Consider the following 18,246-nt stretch of genomic DNA (forward strand, 5'->3'; position numbering starts at 1 on the left):
GTTCGTAATCGATGGTGTGGAGTGCTGTCCGTTGGTTGGTTGTTGGTGTCCTTATCGTTGGTTGTGAGTGGGGACTCACAATATGGACACGGCGGACCCGTTCTGCGGCTGTTCTGTGTGTCAATATCGTTGGTTGTGAGTGGCAGTTCGCAACCAACGATGTGGAATCTATCAGGCTGTCGATTGTTGTCGCCGTGATCGTTGGTTGTGAGTGGTGACACGCAATCAACGATACTGGCCTGTCGGTCGGTGGTTGGTTGTTGCCGCTCTTGTCATTGGTTGTGAGTGGACGCTCACAACCAGTTGTGTTCTGACGTGTCGGTGCGGGGACAGCCATCGTCAACCTGTTTTGTTGTGAGTCCCGGCTCACAACAGACGCATGCCGGAGACCGTCGGATCCCTGGCAGGTCACTAGCGGAAACTCGACGGATGCTGGGCGCATACCTGAGACTGATATCAGATCCTTGCGAGGCGGATATCGGGAATGGATACCGATAGATGCCACACCGCTCGCCGCCGACCCCCGCCCGCCGTTCGTCCGCCTGCGACAATCAGGAAACGACCTTACTGCGGATAACTTCATCTTCTGACCACATTGTCCGTTCCAGTTTCCGGCAGAACGCGCGACACGCTAGCGTCGACCGTATGAGTATGAACACCGTTGAATATCGAAGATCGGGGCTGATGACGCAGGCGAATGGCCGTCGCACCGAAACGACTCAGGTCCGTCTGCTGCGTATCCAAGCTGAGACGCTGATCCGTTGTCGTGAACTTCAGGCGCGCGCCGCTTCCCCGCTGATTTTTGCGCTGAGCACCGCATTGAAATTGCTGTGCATCGATGTGCCGAATGAATTGAATCATGACGAGTTGGTCGTGGTCGCGGATTCGCAGAAAACTCGCAGACGGATCGCGGGCGTCCGCTGCGTGTATTGGAGCTATCCCACGCGGCTGGTGCATCTTGAGGGTATTACGTGCGTCGCGCCGGATACGACGTGGCTGATGTATGCGCGTCGTTCGAGGCTGGAATCGTTGGTGTTTCTGGGCGATGCGTTCATGCGCAGGGATAGCGATCAACGGTGGATGACGTTGCGCGATTTTCGCAATTCGTGCCATGCGACGCATGAGCAGATTCGAAAAGCCAAGCGAAGAATGCCGGCGGGCACTGTGAATTCTCGCAGAGCCATGGTGCTGATGAGGGAGAACACTGATTCTGTCCGAGAAAGTGAATTGCGGTTGATGCTGCTGTCCTATGGCTTGCCGATGCCGCAAGTCAATCCGCACGTCGATATCAGGAACGACACCGGGCAGGCGAACGTGGGCAGACGACGGCGATTCTTCCTCGACCTTGCATATTCTGAGTGCAAAGTCGCTGTGGAATACGACGGTAAACAGCATGCGAGCAATTGGGAGGAGGATGTTCGCCGTCGTACGTTGCTCGAGGATGCTGGCTGGTTGTGCGTGAATGTCACCTGGAATGATATGCGCAGTGATGTTGAACGGCGCGCGCTCGCGGTAAGTGTGGCCTCGCGCCTAGAACGCCGGTCGGGGAGGAAACATGCCGTGACAGGGCCGATTCCATTGCGACGATTGGCTTCTCGCTTGCTGCGGATAGATAAAGAGGCTGATGATTCTATGACCGAGAAGGCTGATGCGCACGGTTGATGGTGTGTTAATTGTGTAGTGCGGACAATTCGGTTGTTGTTGGACGATGGCAGTGCCGATGCCCGATCACTGGGAGAAAACTGACGGTTTACTGACGGTTGCCGGCGGTTGCCAGCGACATTGACTTCGGTTACGCACTCGGTGTCGCACGCAAGACGCGCGTTGGATTCATGGGCCGGTGGTGGGAAGATCACTGATGTCATGGCGATATTTGACACGCCTGATGATTGCACAATGTGTGCCAAATTTGTGGCTGGATTGACGTCGGTCTGGTAGGAAGTCGTGCAATGGGGCGCGGCTTCGCAATAATCACGTGGGCGTTTTTACTGCGTTGCGGTCGAAAAGTCGATGATGTCCCTTTGCTTCTCGGTTGCACCGTAGGTGTCGTCGTTGCGTGTAACGTTTTGGAATCCGATTGTGCCCGGACGGAATCATGTCCTCCGGGGCGGTGTGTCGTTGCCGAGGTTGTCGCGATTTTCCCGGCGTGGTTACGAGCGTGACACAAACCGTGACTGTGTCAGAGGTCTGTTCATGGGATTCTTGCGATTCGACGTCACTGTAGTTTCGTAGCCATCCGTGTTGCGCCGGTTTCCGCCGACCTCGCCGCGCGTCATGTACACCGCGCCGCACGCCTCGTCGGCCTCCGCGCCCATAAACGTGTCCAGCATCAGCTCCAGCATCCGCGAGAGTCGGTAACGCATCTCCTCCTGCCCGCGCGCGACCTGCAACAGCCCGCCTTGTAAGCGGCAGGTCGTCGGTTCGATCCTCCTGCCCGCGCGCGACCTGCAACAGCAAGTCCCGCGTCTGTTCATCGTCCAATGATGCTAACTTATGCCTTACGGTCATCGTCTGGTCCTTCCCGCCATCAATTTCGCTTATCCATCAATGGCGATACTAGGCGGTGATCCCTTTCAAAGCCCGCAAGGAACAGGGCTTCATACACCAACTTCTGGGACATAACTGACCGGTGGTTTGGCCTGACCAGCGGTTTCGTTCGACTGGCTATGCGGCTTGACTGGTTTGACCGGCTTCTTGACTCTGCTCCCTTGATTGTGAGTGGTGGCTCTCAATCATGCGGCAACAAGTCCGAATACGTCGTCACCCGTCCGTGCATCCCACTTGATTGTGAAAGTCCACTCACAATCACCCACAATGATCTTGGGTGATGAAGGCATCGCTGTTTGCTCTGACGATGATTGTGAGCACTGACTCACCTTGCGCACACGAATGAGCAATTGCCGGCGACTGATATGGTCTCTCCCCGTCTGATTGTGAGTTGTCACTCACAACTGTTCGTTTGTATGTCCCAACTGGTAGCTGAAGCCGACCGATGACTGGTAACTGGTGATTGGCGATAGGTGGCTAGTCGCTGCTAACTGCTGGCTGCTGACGACTGACGGTGACTGGCGAGAGCTGGCATCGTTGACATAGCTTGGCGGGTTGTGAGCACTAGCTCACAATCAGGCGCAGGGGCCGTGGCGATTGGCGACCGTAGGGGAGCCTGGAGCTTCGGTTGTGTTTGTCGACTCACAATCAGATAGGGGGAGATTGCGCTTGCCGCATGATAGTGGGGGAGGTTGCGCTTGACGCCCAGATATTTGTGAGTGCTGACTCACAATCAGATCGGAGGAAGACCAGCTCGTGGCCAAATGGGAGCGGGATCACTGAAAATTGTGAGTGCGGACTCACAATCCTGGTAGGGGAGTCGCGTGTGCCGCGCGCGATACGGCATTGCATCGTTGGGTTGTGAGCGACGGCTCACAATCAGCAAAGGGTGTGAACGTTCGGGCGGGTCGGCGGACGATTTCCGCCTGTGCCTGTAAGGTGGATAAACGTGGCAGACTATGACTTTACGCAAGATTTGAACGAGACCAAGGCGAAATTTGACATGATCGCCAAGGCCATCGATATGGACGCCCTTGCCTCGTCAATCAAGGATCTCGAGGTAGAGGCGAGCGCGCCCGGCCTGTGGGATGACCAAGAACACGCTCAGCAAGTTACCAGCAAGCTCTCGGCGGCGCAATCCCAACTGAAGCGTCTCAAGGACGCCCAACGGCGCATTGACGATGTCGAGACCCTGTACGAGCTCGGTTCGGAGGAAGACGACAAGGATTCCATGGACGAGGCCGTCAACAATCTCAAACAGCTCGATCAGGACCTCGTCGACATGGAAGTCCAGACCCTCATGGACGGCGAGTACGACGCACGTTCCGCCGTGGTCACCATTCGTTCCGGCGCCGGCGGCGTCGATGCCGCCGATTTCGCCCAGATGCTGCTGCGTATGTACCTGCGCTGGGCGGAACGGCATAATTTCAAGACGAAGATGATGGACACGTCCTACGCCGAGGAAGCCGGCATCAAATCCGCCACATTCCAAGTCGATGCCCCGTACGCGTACGGCCGGCTATCGGTCGAGGGCGGCACACATCGTCTGGTGCGCATTTCGCCGTTCGATAACCAGGGCCGTCGTCAGACATCCTTCGCCGCGGTCGAGGTGATTCCGCTCGTGGAATCCACCGATCACATCGATATTCCGGAATCCGATATCCGTGTCGACACCTTCCAAGCATCGGGTCCTGGCGGCCAAGGCGTGAACACCACGTATTCCGCAGTACGCATCACCCACTTGCCCACGGGCCTCGTGGTTTCCATGCAGGATGAACGCAGTCAGATTCAGAATCGTGCGGCCGCCATGGCGGTGCTCCAGTCCCGCCTGCTGGTGCTGCGTCACGAAGAGGAAGCTAAGAAGAAGAAGGAACTCGCCGGCGATATCAAGGCCAGCTGGGGAGACCAGATGCGTTCCTACGTGCTGCACCCGTACCAGATGGTCAAGGATCTGCGTACCGGTTATGAGACTTCGCAGACTCAGGCTGTGTTCGATGGCGATATCGATGGTTTTATCGAGGCCGGCATCCGTTGGCGTCACGACCAGCGCAAGCAGGCCGCCGAGGAAGCTGCCCAAGCCTAAGGCGACGGAGGCCTTGGAACATCGAAAGCCTTGAAACAACAACTGAACCACATCTGACAACACTTGAGAACGTGCTGCCCCCGTATCCGCCTTGGGACAAGGATTCGGGGCGCATGTCCGGTAATCGACACGGAAGACGGGAATCATGTCGCTGATAACGCTTGATGATGTTACAAAGATTTATCCGAAAGGCACACGGCCGGCACTGGATGACATCACGCTGCATATCGACCGTGGCGATTTCGTGTTTCTTGTGGGCGCGTCAGGTTCCGGCAAAACGACGTTGCTGAGCCTGCTGTTGCGCGAGGAGGAGGCGACGGACGGGGAGATTCGCGTCGCGGGCAATGACCTGCGTCGTTTGACGAATCGGCAGGTCCCGCAGTACCGCCGTTCCATCGGCTTCGTGTTCCAGGATTACAAGCTGTTGAACAACAAGACGGTCTGGCAGAATGTCGCGTTCGCGCTTGATGTGATTGGCACGAGCCGCTCAACCATCAGGACGTTGGTGCCCAAGGTGCTTCAGACGGTCGGGCTTTCCGGCAAGGAGAAGAACTACCCGCATGAGCTGTCCGGCGGCGAGCAGCAGCGCGTGGCTATCGCGCGTGCGTATGTGAACCATCCGCAGATCCTGCTTGCCGACGAGCCTACCGGCAACTTGGATCCGACGACGTCACTCGGCATCATGGAAGTCCTTGATGCAATCAACCGCACCGGCACGACCATCGTGATGGCCACGCATAACGAGGAAATCGTCAACTCGATGCGCAAACGCGTCGTCGAATTGCACAACGGCAAGATTGTGCGCGACGAGCAGCATGGTTCATATGATTCAGCCTTGTATTTCCCTGATCGTGATGTCGAATCGAAAGCTTCAAACGCGAACGCGGTGCGGACGTCTGAGGGCCAGGACGAAGTGTCCGGGCGGCAGGCCGGAACTTCCGATGCCACGGCGGTCGAAGCTAGTACTGACGATCCTGATGCGAAGTTCCGTCCTCAGCGTTCCGCGTCACCGCAGGCTTCGGCGACGCTTGGTGTCGCCCAATCGCTGATGGCTTCGGAGAACGGCGATGAGGGTATCGCCCGACTCGCCCATTCTGTTCATTCCGGGCGCACAGGCCGATATGGCGAGGTCTTCCAGTCCGTGGAAACCACGATGACCTGGGGCAAGGGTCTGAGTGCAGAGGATATCGCTGCGAAGCGCGAGCATGAGGAAGCGTATGCCAAGCGGCACGGCACGAATGTTGAGGCATCCAAGCCACACAGCCACGAAGGTCAGTCCTCGGATGAGCAGGCTGCACAACCGCAACAGGGGGGTGCAGACAACAGCCGGGTGGCGCCTCCCGCCCCGCCATCGCCTCCCGTCCCGCCGATGCCGCCCGCCGTTGATGGCGAAGCAGCTACACAACGGGTACATGGGACGCAAGTCACGAGCGAAACGCAAGACACCAGCGACGCACAAAACACGAACGATGCGGATGGGAAGGAAAGTCAGCAGTCATGAGATTACGGTTCATTCTTTCCGAGACATGGACAAGTCTGCGTCGCAACGTACCGATGATCCTGTCGGTCATGCTGGTCACGTTCATCTCCTTCCTGTTCATCGGCGCCTCTGTGCTGATGCAGGCGCAGATTACCAAGGCGAAAGGCGACTGGTACGACAAAGTCGAGGTCGTAGTCTGGCTGTGTCCTGACGGCGCGAGCCAATCAGCGAACTGCTCGTCCGGCAAGGCTCCTACGGACAGCGAAATCGTGGATATCGAGGATAAGATTCAGGATGAGCTTGGATCCGTGGTTTCCAAAGTCACGTATGTCAGCCGTGAAGAGTTCTATAAGAACACCTTCCTCAAGCAGTATCCGAACGGCGTATATCAGGGCAGGACGCTGACTGCGGCGGATATGCAGGCATCGTTGAGGCTCAAGCTTACCGATCCGACCAAATACCAGCAGGTTTCAGAAGTGCTGTCGGGTGTGAGTGGGGTTGAGGAAGTTCAGGATCAGCGGCAGATCTTCGATCCGGTGTTCAATGTGCTGAACAAGGCGACGGTGGTGACGGTGGTCCTCGCAGGTGTCATGATTGTGGTCGCCGTGCTGCTCACTGGCACGACCATACGTATGAGCGCCGCATCGAGGAAGAACGAGACCGAGATTATGCGGCTGGTCGGTGCGTCGAACTGGACGATTCGTCTGCCGTTCATCCTTGAAGGCATGACGGCATCCATGATCGGCTCACTGCTGGCGGTCGGCGCATTGAGTGGAATCGTACAGATTTTCATCACCGATGGAATCGCGCAAACCGTTCAGTGGATGCCGTTCATCACGCAGAAAACCGTATGGCTTGCGGCGCCGGCGCTCGTCATCGGCGCGATGGTGTTGTCCGCGCTTTCGTCCGCCGTGTCGTTGCGACGCTACCTCAAAGTGTAAAGAACAAGTAAGGGGGCATGCCGGTCGCCGGTGGTCGGCAGTTGTCCGCCGGGACTGCAGCATGCCGTGCGCAGGCGTGCGGAGCCGTCGTATCGTTACGATATATCGTCGGTGACAGCATGACGGGGGTATTCTCATTGACCATTGAGCATCGTTATGTACAATGTGCGATACACCACAAGAAAGGCTGTGATATGAAGCGCACGAAAAAGATCGACGCCATCGTGGGCGCACTGATCGCATCGCTCACTTTTATCGCCGCAGGCACTGCGAACATGATCGCGCCGCTGCAGCCGGCGCAGGCGGTCACGATGCAGCAGTACAAGGCAAAGCTCCAAAGCCAAAGTGAGCTCAAAGCCAAACTGACCGGTGTCAGCACGCAGTTGGCGAATCAGATTCTCCAACTCAACGATCTGAACCAGAACCAGATCCCCGCCGCGCAGCAGGCGTTGGAAGACGCGCAGAACAGCGCGGAACAGGCGCAATCCCAGGCGCAGGCCGCACAGGAGCGACTCGAGGCCGCGCAACAAGACAAGGCCAACTTGCAGGAACAAATCAAGCAGACCGGCGCGAACTATGACGATGCGAAGGAAGCGGTCGCCCAGATGGCGCGTGAAAGCTTCCACGGCACCACTGCCTCGGAAGTGATGAATGTGGTGACCAATTCCACCACGACCGAGGATTTCGTCAACAAGATGCAGGCCGACGCCGCAGTCACGCGAACCGAAAGCAATGCTGCAAGCGACGCCGCGACGCAGCTGAGCACCGCGAAGAACCGCGAGCAGCGGCTTGCGGCAATCGAGGATGAAATCACCACGCTCAAGCAGAAGGCCGATGCGCAAGCTGCCGCGGCTCAGAAAGCCGTGGAAACTGCCCAGGCCAAGCAGACCGAGCTGAATGATCTGTTGGCTCAGGGCAATGCCGAACGGGCTTCGCTGGAGAGCCAGAAGAGCCAGTTGACTTCGCAATCCGCGAAAGAAGCTGCCGAGATTGTTGCGATGGAGTCGGAGATCACTTCCTGGTCCAGCAACTATTCAAATCAGCAGGCATCTCCCTCAAGCGGAGGCGCACAGTATACAGGCAAGAAGCCTTCGTCGGGTTCCAGTTCCAAGGGACCAAGCGGCTCGACTGCGTCAAGACCGAGTGCTCCGAGCAATTCGAATTCGTCGAATACTTCGCATAATTCGAATAATTCAGGTAGTTCGGGCGGTTCCGGCGCCTCCGGTATGAATTATGGCGTGCCGGGAAGTTGTCCTGCCGGCTCTTCATTCTGCTACGGGCATCGCACAGGCAACATCGGCAACGGCAATACTTATCCGGCGCGGAACTGCACCCTGTGGGCGTATATTCGCCGTTCGCAGTTGAGCCTGCCGGTGGGTTCGTTAATGGGCAACGGTGCCGACTGGGCGGGTACCGCGCGTTCGCTGGGATATTTGGTGAACAACACGCCGCATGTCGGAGCGGTGATGGTATTCGCTCGAGGGCAGCGTGTGACACGTTGGTATGCGAATGCGGCGTACGGTCATGTCGCCGTAGTCGAGCGTGTGAACTCTGATGGTTCGGTGCTGGTTTCCGAAGGCGGCACCGGGTTCGCGACATTCCCCGCGTATGAGACGATTTCGAACGCCGGGAATTATCAGTACATTCATTACTGATCTGAACCGCTGGACTGAACCGCTTGACTGCTGAGCTGTCCTTTGTCTGACGGGCTGGTCTTTCGCCCTCTCAAAATGGCGGGAGCATGTTGCTTGATGCGATGCACTCCCGCCATTCCTATACGCGGAGTCGATGGCACGGTTGTGTGCGGTTTCCGGCGAGGTAGGGGGGAAGAGCAGAAGAGAAGAAGAGGAATCGTTCGCGTTGATTGTGAGTGGCGACTCGCAATCAAACTGTGGAATCGTGAAACGTCCCACGATTGTTGTCCTCTTCGCGTTGATTGTGAGTGACTGCTCACAACCTGAGCAGACCTGGGCGGTTGTTCTTGACAAAATCATCTCCGGTTACTGATGTTTGTGAGTGACTGCTCACAAACAAGGCGAATGAAACTGTCCCGGGGAAGATTTCCTGCCATTGTTCGGCTGATTGTGAGTCGCCGTTCACAACCTTGGACGATTGCGCGTTGTATCTACTGTCATTCGCACTCGTTGCATCATTGTTTGCGAGTGGCGACTCACAATCAAAACAGTGGAGTGCGTGAATAGGGACGCTGACGCGGTCACGGCCGTTTGATTGTGAGCGATGACTCACAATCTTGTTGTTGAATCGATTGATGATGGTAATCGTGGTGGGAGTTGACGGAGCCACGGCTCACGATTGTGAGTGGTGACTCCGAGCTTGATTTGTGAAATCGAGAGATAGACATGTGATTGACGCAGAAAATTACCCGTTGTGAGTGGTGACTCGCAATCGACGTTTTTTCTGCGGTGGCATAAGAGACTGATGCGATGCTGGCGGCTGGTTGTGACTGGCGACTCACAACGATTGTTGATCAGAAGTCGGGTGGTGGATGTCGGCGGTTGTTTTGCCATTGATTGTGAGCGGCGGCTCACAATCTGTTGATTAGGGCGCTGCAGAGTGAGGTGGGGTACAAGACGAATAATGCGGGAGATACGGCGAGATGTAAAACAGGTGAAGAAGTGACAGGGCGGCGGATTGCCGGATATGGGTATGGCAAGCGACGTGACGGATTGCCGATCATAGGTGCGGCGAGTAATGCGGGAGTTGCGGAATTTGGCGGAGCGAGGGTGTTGTGGGCTTCGGAATTTGACAGAGTGAGCGGTGCTGCGGGTTGCCGGATATGGGTAATGCGAGCGACGTGGCGGATTGCCGGACGCGGTTATGACAAGCGGTGCACCGAGTCGCGTGCGAAGCGTGACAATGCCAAGGGCGCTGCGGAGCTGGAGTAGTAGGAGAGCGGCTTCGTGTACAATGATGGGTTCGACAGACAACATGCGAGCACCGTTTCCGCAATCGCTGTCAGCAGCGCGATGAAAACGGTACGATTCCGCGCACCCGCATACGTACCCGTGTACCCGCGCACCCGCATACGTACCCGTGTACGTACGTACTTGCGTATATACGTAAATACATACTAAGCGGTTCGCATGCTTGGCCTGTCAGACGCGCACCCGCGCAGGTACGTGATTACAAGACAATGCGCCCGTGCGTCGCCAGGCTGTTGCCGACGAGTGCGAACAGTGTGGAACTGAAGGAAACGAGGAACGAGGACGGAATGGCGAAAGAACAGGGGACTGTGATGATCGCGCAGAACCGCAAGGCGCGGCACGACTATAGCATCGAGGACACGTACGAGGCTGGACTGGTGCTCACGGGCACCGAGGTCAAGTCGTTGCGTGAGGGGCGCGCGTCGCTCGCTGAAGCATTCGTCAGTATTGACAGGCGCGGCGAGATGTGGCTTGAGGCCGCAAATATCCCGGAATATCTCAACGGCACGTGGAACAATCACGCCCCGAAGCGCAAGCGTAAATTGCTGCTGCATGCTGCGCAGATTGAGAAGCTGCAGCGTCAGACCCAGGCGAAAGGCTATACGATTATTCCGCTGAGCCTGTATTTCAAGGACGGCAGGGTCAAAGCGGAAATCGCGCTCGCACGAGGCAAGAAGGAGTACGACAAGCGTCAGGCTTTGCGCGAGGAGCAGGACAAACGCGAGGCGTTGCGCATCATGCGCTACAAGAACAAGCAGATGATCTGAGCGTTATCGTTTCGCTGGTCTGCGAAGATGGTTGATGGCGCGGGCATTCAATGTTGGCTGTCTTGCGGCGGAATCGTGACATCATCGTCCACAATCGTGCCCGCATATCGAGACTCCCCGTTGCAAGCCCACATTGCACGGTTACGGTGAAGTGTAACGTCGCTGTAGCATGGCGGGCTTATCCTGCGGCTATCGGCGAGGACGGGGCATCCGCCCGGGTGCCCACGCCGACGGGCGCTGCCGCTAGGCTCTTGCGTCCGGAACATAGAGAGGGTTCAGCCATGTCAGCCATGTCATCCATGTCTTATTTTCGCCACGCTGGAAGCCAAACCGCAAACATGCTGAAACGTTTCGGCGCCGCCGCCTGCTGTGTTGCCATGCTCGCCGGCGCTGCTGCATGCGGTACGAGCGATGCATCGGATACGAAGTCCGGCTCCGGTTCGTCGTCGAGTTCGTCCACGGCCGGTTACGATGTCTCCGGTGTGAAGAAGGACGCCTCGATTGCGGCGTTGCTGCCTGATTCGGTGACCAAGGACGGCAAGCTCACCGTCGGCATGGATACGTCGTACGCGCCGGCCGAGTTCCTCGCGGAGGATGGCAAGACTCCGGTCGGATATGACGTTGACATCGTCAAAGCGATGGCGAATATCTTCGGTTTGAAGGCGGACCCGGTGACCGCGAATTTCGATTCGATCATTCCGTCGGTCGGCAGCAAGTACGATATCGGCGTGTCGTCGTTCACAGTGACGAATGAGCGTCTTGATTCCGTTGATTTCGTAACGTTCTACAAGGCGGGTTCCACGTGGGTGACCAAGAAGGGTAACCCTGAGAAGGTGGATACTTCGGACCTGTGCGGCAAGAAGATCGCCGTGCAGACCGGTACCACGCAGGAGGAATCGGTCGCCGAGATTTCCAAGCAGTGCAAGGCGAATGGAAAGCAGCCGGTGGACGTGCTTTCGAGCAAGTTGCAGACCGATGTGACGACGAATGTGGTGACTGGCAAGGCGGTCGCGTTCTATGCGGATACCCCGGTTGCCGGCTATGCGATCTCGCAGACCGGCGACCAGCTTGCCACGCTCGGTGAAGATGAGGGTGTCGCCCCAGAGGGCGCAGCCATCAAGAAGGGTGATTCCGCCACCGACGAAGCGGTGCAGAAGGCCCTGCAGAAGCTCATGGATGACGGCACGTACAGGAAGATCCTCAAGCATTGGGGTGCCGAGGGCGGTGCCGTGACTAAGGCGGAGATCAACCCCAAAGTCGAGGACTGAGCTGCGCGTCTTGTCCGGGCGCGTTGACTACGCGCCCGCAGGGTATCCATGGTATGCCGGTCGTGTCGCGGATGACGCCTGTTACGTCCCGACGCGACCGGCGTGTCTTTTTCGTGTCGCAGTCTCCGGCATAGTATATTATGCGAAGCAATGCATAGATATGCATGTTGGAATGGCAGACAGTCTGACCACATGCATGAAGAGAGGAACATATGTCATTCAAGGCTTTCAAGACCGCGCTCGCCTGCACGCTGAGCGCCGCCATGTTGCTCGGTGCCGCCGCATGCGGTACCACGGATGAAGCGACGTCCGGCTCCGGTTCTTCGTCGAGTTCGTCCACGACCGGTTACGATGTCTCCGGCATCAAGAAGGACGCGTCCATCGCCGCCATGCTGCCTGATTCGGTGACCAAGGACGGCAAGCTCACCGTCGGCATGGAGCTCACGTATGCTCCGGCTGAATTCCTTAAGGAAGACGGCAAGACTCCGGTCGGCTACGACGTCGACCTGTCCAACGCGCTGGGCAAGGTGTTCGGCCTGGACACTCAGATTGTCTCCGCTTCCTTCGATTCGATCGTCCCGTCGGTCGGTAGCAAGTACGATCTCGGCATCACCTCGCTGACCATCACCAAGGAGCGTATGGACGCGGTCAATTTCGTCAGCTACTACAAGGCTGGCGCCACATGGGTGGTCAAGAAGGGCAACCCGCAGAAGGTCGATACCTCCGACCTGTGCGGCAAGAAGATCGCCGTGCAGACCGGTACGGTCGAGGAGGAGGACGCCAACAAGGCGGCCAAGCAGTGCAAGACAGACGGCAAGAAGACCATTGAGGTGCTCTCCAGCAAGCTGCAGACCGATGCGGCAACCAATGTGGTGACCGGCAAAGCCGATGTCTTCTATGCGGATTCCCCGGTGGCGGGTTATGCAATTTCCCAGACCGACGGCCAGCTTCAGGCGCTCGGCAAGGACGAGGGCTCGGTCAAGCAGGGCATCGCCATCGCGAAGAACGACGACCAGACCACCAAGGCCGTGCAGAAGGCCGTGCAGAAGCTCATGGATGACGGCACATACATGAAGATCTTGAAGCACTGGGGCGTGCAGTCCGGCGCTTTGGACAAGGCGGAGATCAACCCGACCGATCTGAGCTGACCAGCTGGCCAGCTGGTATCAGTTGGCATCAGTGGGCGTCAGTTGACATCAGCGGAAGGGGATATGCTGATACGCCCGTCGGTCATGCGACGTAAGCCGCATAGCCGGCGGGCGCACTCGTTGGGGAATCATCGTTGGGGAATCATCGTTGGGGAATCAATCGTGACTGATACAACAGCCTGACCATGTGGTGCGCGGCACTGATTTGTGATATTGGGATACGGACATTATCTTGACTGTGTCGCAGGGCGTGGCGACAATAAAGTTCACAAGGTGTTCACGCTGATGGTGTGAACTGGGCAACGAACCGACAACAGGAGATGGCGCAAACCATGGCGAAGAAACAAGTCGACGGCGAAGGTCTGGACATACCCGACCGTATCCACGCGTTGCCCGTGAAGCGTACCGGCCCGGTGGTCGCCGCTGTGATCGTGGCGTTGCTTGCGGCGATGCTCGTGCAGGGGCTGGTCACCAACCCGCGGTTCGAGTGGAACATCGTATGGAAATACCTGTTCAACGAGAACGTGCTCGAAGGCATCGGTTATACCCTGCTGCTTACGGTGATTTCCATGGTCGTCGCGATCATCCTGTCGGTGATTCTGGCGATTATGCGCAAGTCCATCAACCCGGTGCTGCGCGGGGTCAGCTGGTTCTTCATCTGGTTCTTCCGCGGCACCCCTGTGTACACGCAGCTCGTATTCTGGGGCCTGTTCTCCGTGCTGGTGCCCAAGCTGTCGCTCGGCATCCCGTTCACGTCGGTGACCTTCTGGAGCATCGACTCGTCCACGATCATCACCGCGTTCAACGCGGCGTGGATCGGGCTTGCGCTCAACGAGGCGGCCTACTTGTCCGAAATCGTGCGTGCCGGTCTTGAAGCCGTGGATCCGGGACAAACCGAAGCGGCGAAGGCGCTCGGCATGAAGCGCTCGTTGATTATGCGGCGCATCATCCTGCCGCAAGCCATGCGCATCATCATCCCGCCGACCGGCAATGAGACCATCGGCATGCTCAAGACCACGTCGTTGGTGCAAGCCGTGCCGTTCACGCTGGAACTTCAGTTCGCCACCAACGCCATTGCGAACCGCATCTACAAGCCGATTCCGTTGCTTCTGGTTGCCTGCATCTGGTACCTGCTGATTACCTCCATCCTTATGGTCATCCAGTCCCGTCTCGAAAAGCATTTCGGCAAGGGCTTCGAAGCCCGATCCATCGTGGCCGAAGATAATGGCGATCAGCAGCTGGACGGCCCGGTCGCTGTCAGCGAGACGAAGAAAGACCGCATCGCCCGCGGCAACAATGTGAAGATGATCGGGCTCAACGCGTGAGCGTGAGGGAGGAAACAGACATGAGCGACCAGACAGCAACCGATACCGCGTTCCCGCAGCAGACCTCTTCGCAGCAACACGACAAGTCGGCGACGCAACACACCACGCCGGCGGTCGAGGCGATCGGTGTGCACAAGGCTTTTGGACACCTCCACGTGCTCAAAGGCATCGACATGACCGTCATGCCGGGCACCGTGACGGTGATTCTCGGTCCGTCCGGCTCGGGCAAGTCGACCTTCCTGCGGCTGATTAACCAGCTGGAGACCCTGACCGGCGGCGAAATCCGCGTGGACGGCGAGATGATTGGCTTCAAGAAAGTCGAGCATAAGGGCCAGGAAGTGCTCCAGACCCAGAACGATAAGGAGATTGCGGCACAGCGATCCAAACTCGGCATGGTCTTCCAGCGGTTCAATCTCTTCCCGCATATGACGGCGTTGGAGAACGTCATGGAAGCGCCGATTCATGTGAAGCATATGGGCAAGAGCGAGGCGCGTGAGCTGGCGGTCGCCGAGTTGCAGCGCGTCGGGCTCGGCCAGCGGCTTGACTATTACCCGTCCCAGTTGTCCGGCGGCCAGCAGCAGCGTGTGGCCATCGCCCGTGCGCTCGCGATGAAGCCTGAAATCATGCTGTTCGACGAGCCGACATCCGCGCTTGACCCCGAATTGGTGGGCGAGGTGCTGAGCGTCATGCGCCAGCTCGCCGACGAAGGCATGACCATGATTGTGGTCACTCATGAGATCGGGTTCGCCCGTGAGGTCGCCGACCAGGTGGTGTTCATGGACGGCGGCGTGGTGGTTGAGCATGGTGGTCCTGAGATTATCGACCATCCGAGCGAGCCGCGCTTCAAGGACTTCCTGCAGCACGTGCTGTGAGTCTCCGTCGCGCTCATGGGTTGCGCTGTATCGGGGCATACATGAGCTGATGCAGCGCCTTGGGGAGGGAGAAGTCTATGGCTATTGCGATGGTATCGCGAAACGGAATAGTTCGACACCATGGTAGGTATGATGCTGTCGAGGCCTTCCGCGCGGGATTTGCGAGATTCTTGGTTCTTCTCGCGATTATGGGCGTCATTACTACGGGAATGAGGGGAACGCAGTCCGATCGCATGGTCGTGACATCGGTTTCCATGAGTGTAGAGGCATTGCTCGGCGACTGCCCCAAGTGGCTGCCATGGTGCGTTGTCTGACACGGCATGATAAGACCGTCTCATTGGGGGTGAGCGGTCTCGTATGAGTCACGGGCTACGCCATGGCAGCGGCCGTGCAAGAGAAATCTATGTGAGAGAAATCCCTGTGCGAGCAAGCCGTGCAAGAAGAACAGAAAAACATACGATTGCTCTTATCGAGCGGCAACATTGTGGTTCTCGTCGGCGGCGTGGCTCTGCGGGTGCAGGGGGATACGCGCGTAGAGCGTCCACGTCTCGTCCTCGCTGTTGAATCGCAGCTCGCCGCCAAGCGATTCGATGATGCCGCGGTGGAGCGCCAATCCACTTTGGGATTGCGGCAGAGCGCCGTCATGGCTGGCCGAAGCCTGGGCAACTTTTGGCGACTGCTGGTCTGTGCCGCGACCACGTGTGCTCTTAGGCGTCAGCGCGTTCGTCTGCATGAGTGACATGCTGTCGTCATCGTAGGCGATGGTGAGCATCGGCGCGCTGTCCGGGGATGCGTGCCGCAGCAGATTCGTGAAGATCTCTCCGATGAGCGTCACTGCTTCGTCGCCGGACTGTATGCAGACGGGCGACGATATTCGCCCTGACATGTGTACATCGACATGCATACGGTGCGGAGCCAGCAGATGCTGCCCTTGTTCGATGGCGATGCCGATGCGCGACGGCAGTGGAAGGTCATGCGAATCGTCAGTTTGGTCGTTGCGAGGCTGTTCATCCGCGGAGTTCATGGTTCTGATTACCGAGCGGATACTCGCCAGAGCGCTTTCGCTGAGTTGCCTGATTGTCCGCCAGTCCCTTTCGGATGTGGCGGTGGCATCAACGGCAATATTGGCGGCCGCATTACCGGCGGCATCATCGGTAGCGCCGTAGGTAGCGCCAGCGGCAGAGCTAATCACGCCGGTTGCACCTACCGCATCGATAGCGTCAATATGCTGCTGCGCGAGCAAGAAGATACTCGACAGATTCGCGGTGACCGCATCATGCGTCATCCGCGCGAACTTGGTGACTTCCTGCTGATGCGCCTGTTGCGTTCGCAGGAGTTCCAGCTCGGCATCGCGGTGCCGTTGCCGATCGTCGATGGCGATGGTGCGGATGGATGCGCAACTTGCGTATGTGACGATATACAGCACGAGAAATACGAATAAGGAAAGTGCTTCTCCTTGTGACAGCGCGTGGCGGAAGTCGAAGGCCAACAGCAGGGTGATGATTGAAGCGACAAGACTCCAGATCGACCATCGGGTGGGTGTTGAATACGCGAGCGTACCTATGGCCAGCGGCGTAAGCATATGAATGATCGAACCGGCATCCGAGAGTGATATCCCGGGAGCGAAAATCAGCAGTAGTACCACGGCGAATGAGATGACGGACATCGGTACCGGCGCGAAGGCGATGCCGAGCGGACAGCAGCAGGCGATAACACAAGCCATCCATTGCATGGGGGTCTGCGCGGGGAAGAATGCCAGTACCGCAATCATGAGTATCGTGGTCACCAGGCATAGGGCGACGTGCAATTTATGATGGCGCAATCGTTGCGGAATGACGGTTGCGATGGTGTTGCTGATTACAATCCGATGGTTTTCGTCCATAATGCCACCGCCTCCCGTTTGTTGGATACGCCCATTTTGTGCGATGCGCGCGTGATATACGTGTTGATGGTCGACGGGCTGACGTCGAGCACTTGCGCGATATCGGCGTTGCTGTACCCGTGCGAACACATGGTGAGCACCTGCTTTTCCTGCTGGCTCAGCGAGAGGATGTACGGCAGGCCTTCCTGCCGGATGCGCAGATGCGCCTGCCCTGGTGCCTCGAAGGGTGGCCGGACAGTGAGGGTTCCGGTGTCGGCGACCTCCATGATGATGGTTTTCAAGGCCGACAGCTCGTTCTTGCCGATAACCGCCTGCATGCCGGCATCGGTGGCATCATGGTAGAACTGGGTCGGCTCGTATGAAGTGATGCCGAGTATCGGCATCGTGCCGTTGGTATAGCGGATGGCCCGGCTCATATCGATGCCCGACAGGCCGCGCATCGAGATATCGGTGATGAACAGGTCCGGCAGGTCGCGGATGCCGGATTCGCATTGCCGGAAGTGGTCGAAGGCGTCCGAGCCGTTATGCTCGGTCCAGGCTATGGCGACGCGGGGCCATCCGGACATGATTTCACGCAGCATGTTCAAGGCCAGGATGTCGTTGTCGACGAGCACGACCTGCACGGTGCCCGACGCCTGGTCGCTGCCGGTCGCGGATGGTGTCTGCTGTTGGCTCATGGTGGTGCCTGGCTCCATGCTTGTTCGAATACGGGATTCGTACACCAGCATAGCGCTGTGGCGGCACCGCCGGATTGGCGTCAAACGATGACCGGCGCGGAAGCTGCTCCGAGGGGTATTCCAAAAACGGCGCCAATATGTGAGACGCGCAATCGTGGTTTCCGGGCGTGCTGAATGCCGTATTCGGCGGCAATCCAACGAAAACAGCATGGCTGTGTCGCAAGGCGACCAAGTCGTCATCGATGCTGGTAGCGCAATCGTGTAGGTATTTTCACGACAAGGATTTGCCTGCGGATTCCTCCCCACCGATA

The 18,246-nt window shown here is 57.9% G+C and carries 13 protein-coding genes; 10 read left to right on the top strand and 3 right to left on the bottom strand.

The window, feature by feature from the left end; all coding sequences use genetic code 11:
* Positions 1 to 684 precede the first annotated feature (684 nt).
* Positions 685 to 1,662: a DUF559 domain-containing protein gene (locus K315_RS0101985; protein WP_029575948.1), complete on the top strand. Its 978-nt coding sequence runs from the start codon at positions 685 to 687 to the stop codon at positions 1,660 to 1,662.
* A gap of 488 nt (positions 1,663 to 2,150) precedes the next feature.
* Here the strand turns inward: K315_RS0101985 and K315_RS0101990 are convergent, their stop codons facing one another.
* The gene (locus tag K315_RS0101990) at positions 2,151 to 2,390 is read right to left on the bottom strand and encodes a hypothetical protein (protein ID WP_029575949.1); all 240 of its coding nucleotides are present in this window, start codon (positions 2,388 to 2,390) and stop codon (positions 2,151 to 2,153) included.
* 1,106 nt (positions 2,391 to 3,496) lie between these two features.
* Here K315_RS0101990 and prfB point away from each other — a divergent pair.
* The 9 genes from prfB (at position 3,497) to K315_RS0102040 (ending at position 15,376) form a co-directional block, all read left to right on the top strand.
* Positions 3,497 to 4,630 carry a peptide chain release factor 2 gene (gene prfB / locus K315_RS0101995; RefSeq protein WP_029575950.1) on the top strand — a complete coding sequence of 378 codons (1,134 nt, stop codon included), beginning with the start codon at positions 3,497 to 3,499 and terminating at the stop codon, positions 4,628 to 4,630.
* Positions 4,631 to 4,775: 145 nt separating this feature from the next.
* Positions 4,776 to 6,131, top strand: coding sequence for a cell division ATP-binding protein FtsE (ftsE, locus tag K315_RS0102000; RefSeq protein WP_029575951.1), 1,356 nt, complete (start codon positions 4,776 to 4,778; stop codon positions 6,129 to 6,131).
* Complete coding sequence (gene ftsX, locus K315_RS0102005) at positions 6,128 to 7,051, top strand: permease-like cell division protein FtsX (RefSeq protein WP_029575952.1); 924 nt, start codon at positions 6,128 to 6,130, stop codon at positions 7,049 to 7,051. Before ftsE ends, ftsX begins: the two co-directional genes overlap by 4 nt.
* Positions 7,052 to 7,245: 194 nt before the next feature.
* Positions 7,246 to 8,706 (top strand): CHAP domain-containing protein, encoded by a 1,461-nt coding sequence (locus K315_RS0102010; RefSeq protein ID WP_029575953.1) that lies wholly within the window; start codon positions 7,246 to 7,248, stop codon positions 8,704 to 8,706.
* A 1,577-nt stretch (positions 8,707 to 10,283) separates the two neighbouring features.
* Positions 10,284 to 10,763, top strand: a complete 480-nt coding sequence (gene smpB / locus K315_RS0102020; protein ID WP_029575955.1) for an SsrA-binding protein SmpB — start codon at positions 10,284 to 10,286, stop codon at positions 10,761 to 10,763.
* A gap of 338 nt (positions 10,764 to 11,101) precedes the next feature.
* Positions 11,102 to 12,031: an ABC transporter substrate-binding protein gene (locus K315_RS0102025; RefSeq protein WP_029575956.1), complete on the top strand. Its 930-nt coding sequence runs from the start codon at positions 11,102 to 11,104 to the stop codon at positions 12,029 to 12,031.
* A gap of 212 nt (positions 12,032 to 12,243) precedes the next feature.
* The gene (locus tag K315_RS0102030; RefSeq protein ID WP_029575957.1) at positions 12,244 to 13,179 is read left to right on the top strand and encodes an ABC transporter substrate-binding protein; all 936 of its coding nucleotides are present in this window, start codon (positions 12,244 to 12,246) and stop codon (positions 13,177 to 13,179) included.
* Between the two features lie 332 nt (positions 13,180 to 13,511).
* Positions 13,512 to 14,504 (top strand): amino acid ABC transporter permease, encoded by a 993-nt coding sequence (locus K315_RS0102035; protein WP_029575958.1) that lies wholly within the window; start codon positions 13,512 to 13,514, stop codon positions 14,502 to 14,504.
* 20 nt (positions 14,505 to 14,524) lie between these two features.
* Positions 14,525 to 15,376, top strand: coding sequence for an amino acid ABC transporter ATP-binding protein (locus K315_RS0102040; RefSeq protein WP_029575959.1), 852 nt, complete (start codon positions 14,525 to 14,527; stop codon positions 15,374 to 15,376).
* Between the two features lie 466 nt (positions 15,377 to 15,842).
* Here K315_RS0102040 and K315_RS0102045 read toward each other — a convergent pair whose 3' ends face one another.
* Together K315_RS0102045 and K315_RS0102050 are read right to left on the bottom strand one after the other, a co-directional pair.
* Positions 15,843 to 17,258 (bottom strand): sensor histidine kinase, encoded by a 1,416-nt coding sequence (locus K315_RS0102045; RefSeq protein ID WP_029575960.1) that lies wholly within the window; start codon positions 17,256 to 17,258, stop codon positions 15,843 to 15,845.
* Entirely contained in the window at positions 17,234 to 17,935 is a 702-nt protein-coding gene (locus K315_RS0102050; RefSeq protein ID WP_238556397.1) for a response regulator transcription factor, read from the bottom strand. The genes K315_RS0102045 and K315_RS0102050 overlap by 25 nt, the downstream gene beginning before the upstream one ends.
* Between the last annotated feature and the right edge of the window lie 311 nt (positions 17,936 to 18,246).

Source organism: Bifidobacterium thermacidophilum subsp. thermacidophilum DSM 15837, assembly GCF_000426425.1.
In the GTDB taxonomy this organism is placed as follows: domain Bacteria; phylum Actinomycetota; class Actinomycetes; order Actinomycetales; family Bifidobacteriaceae; genus Bifidobacterium; species Bifidobacterium thermacidophilum.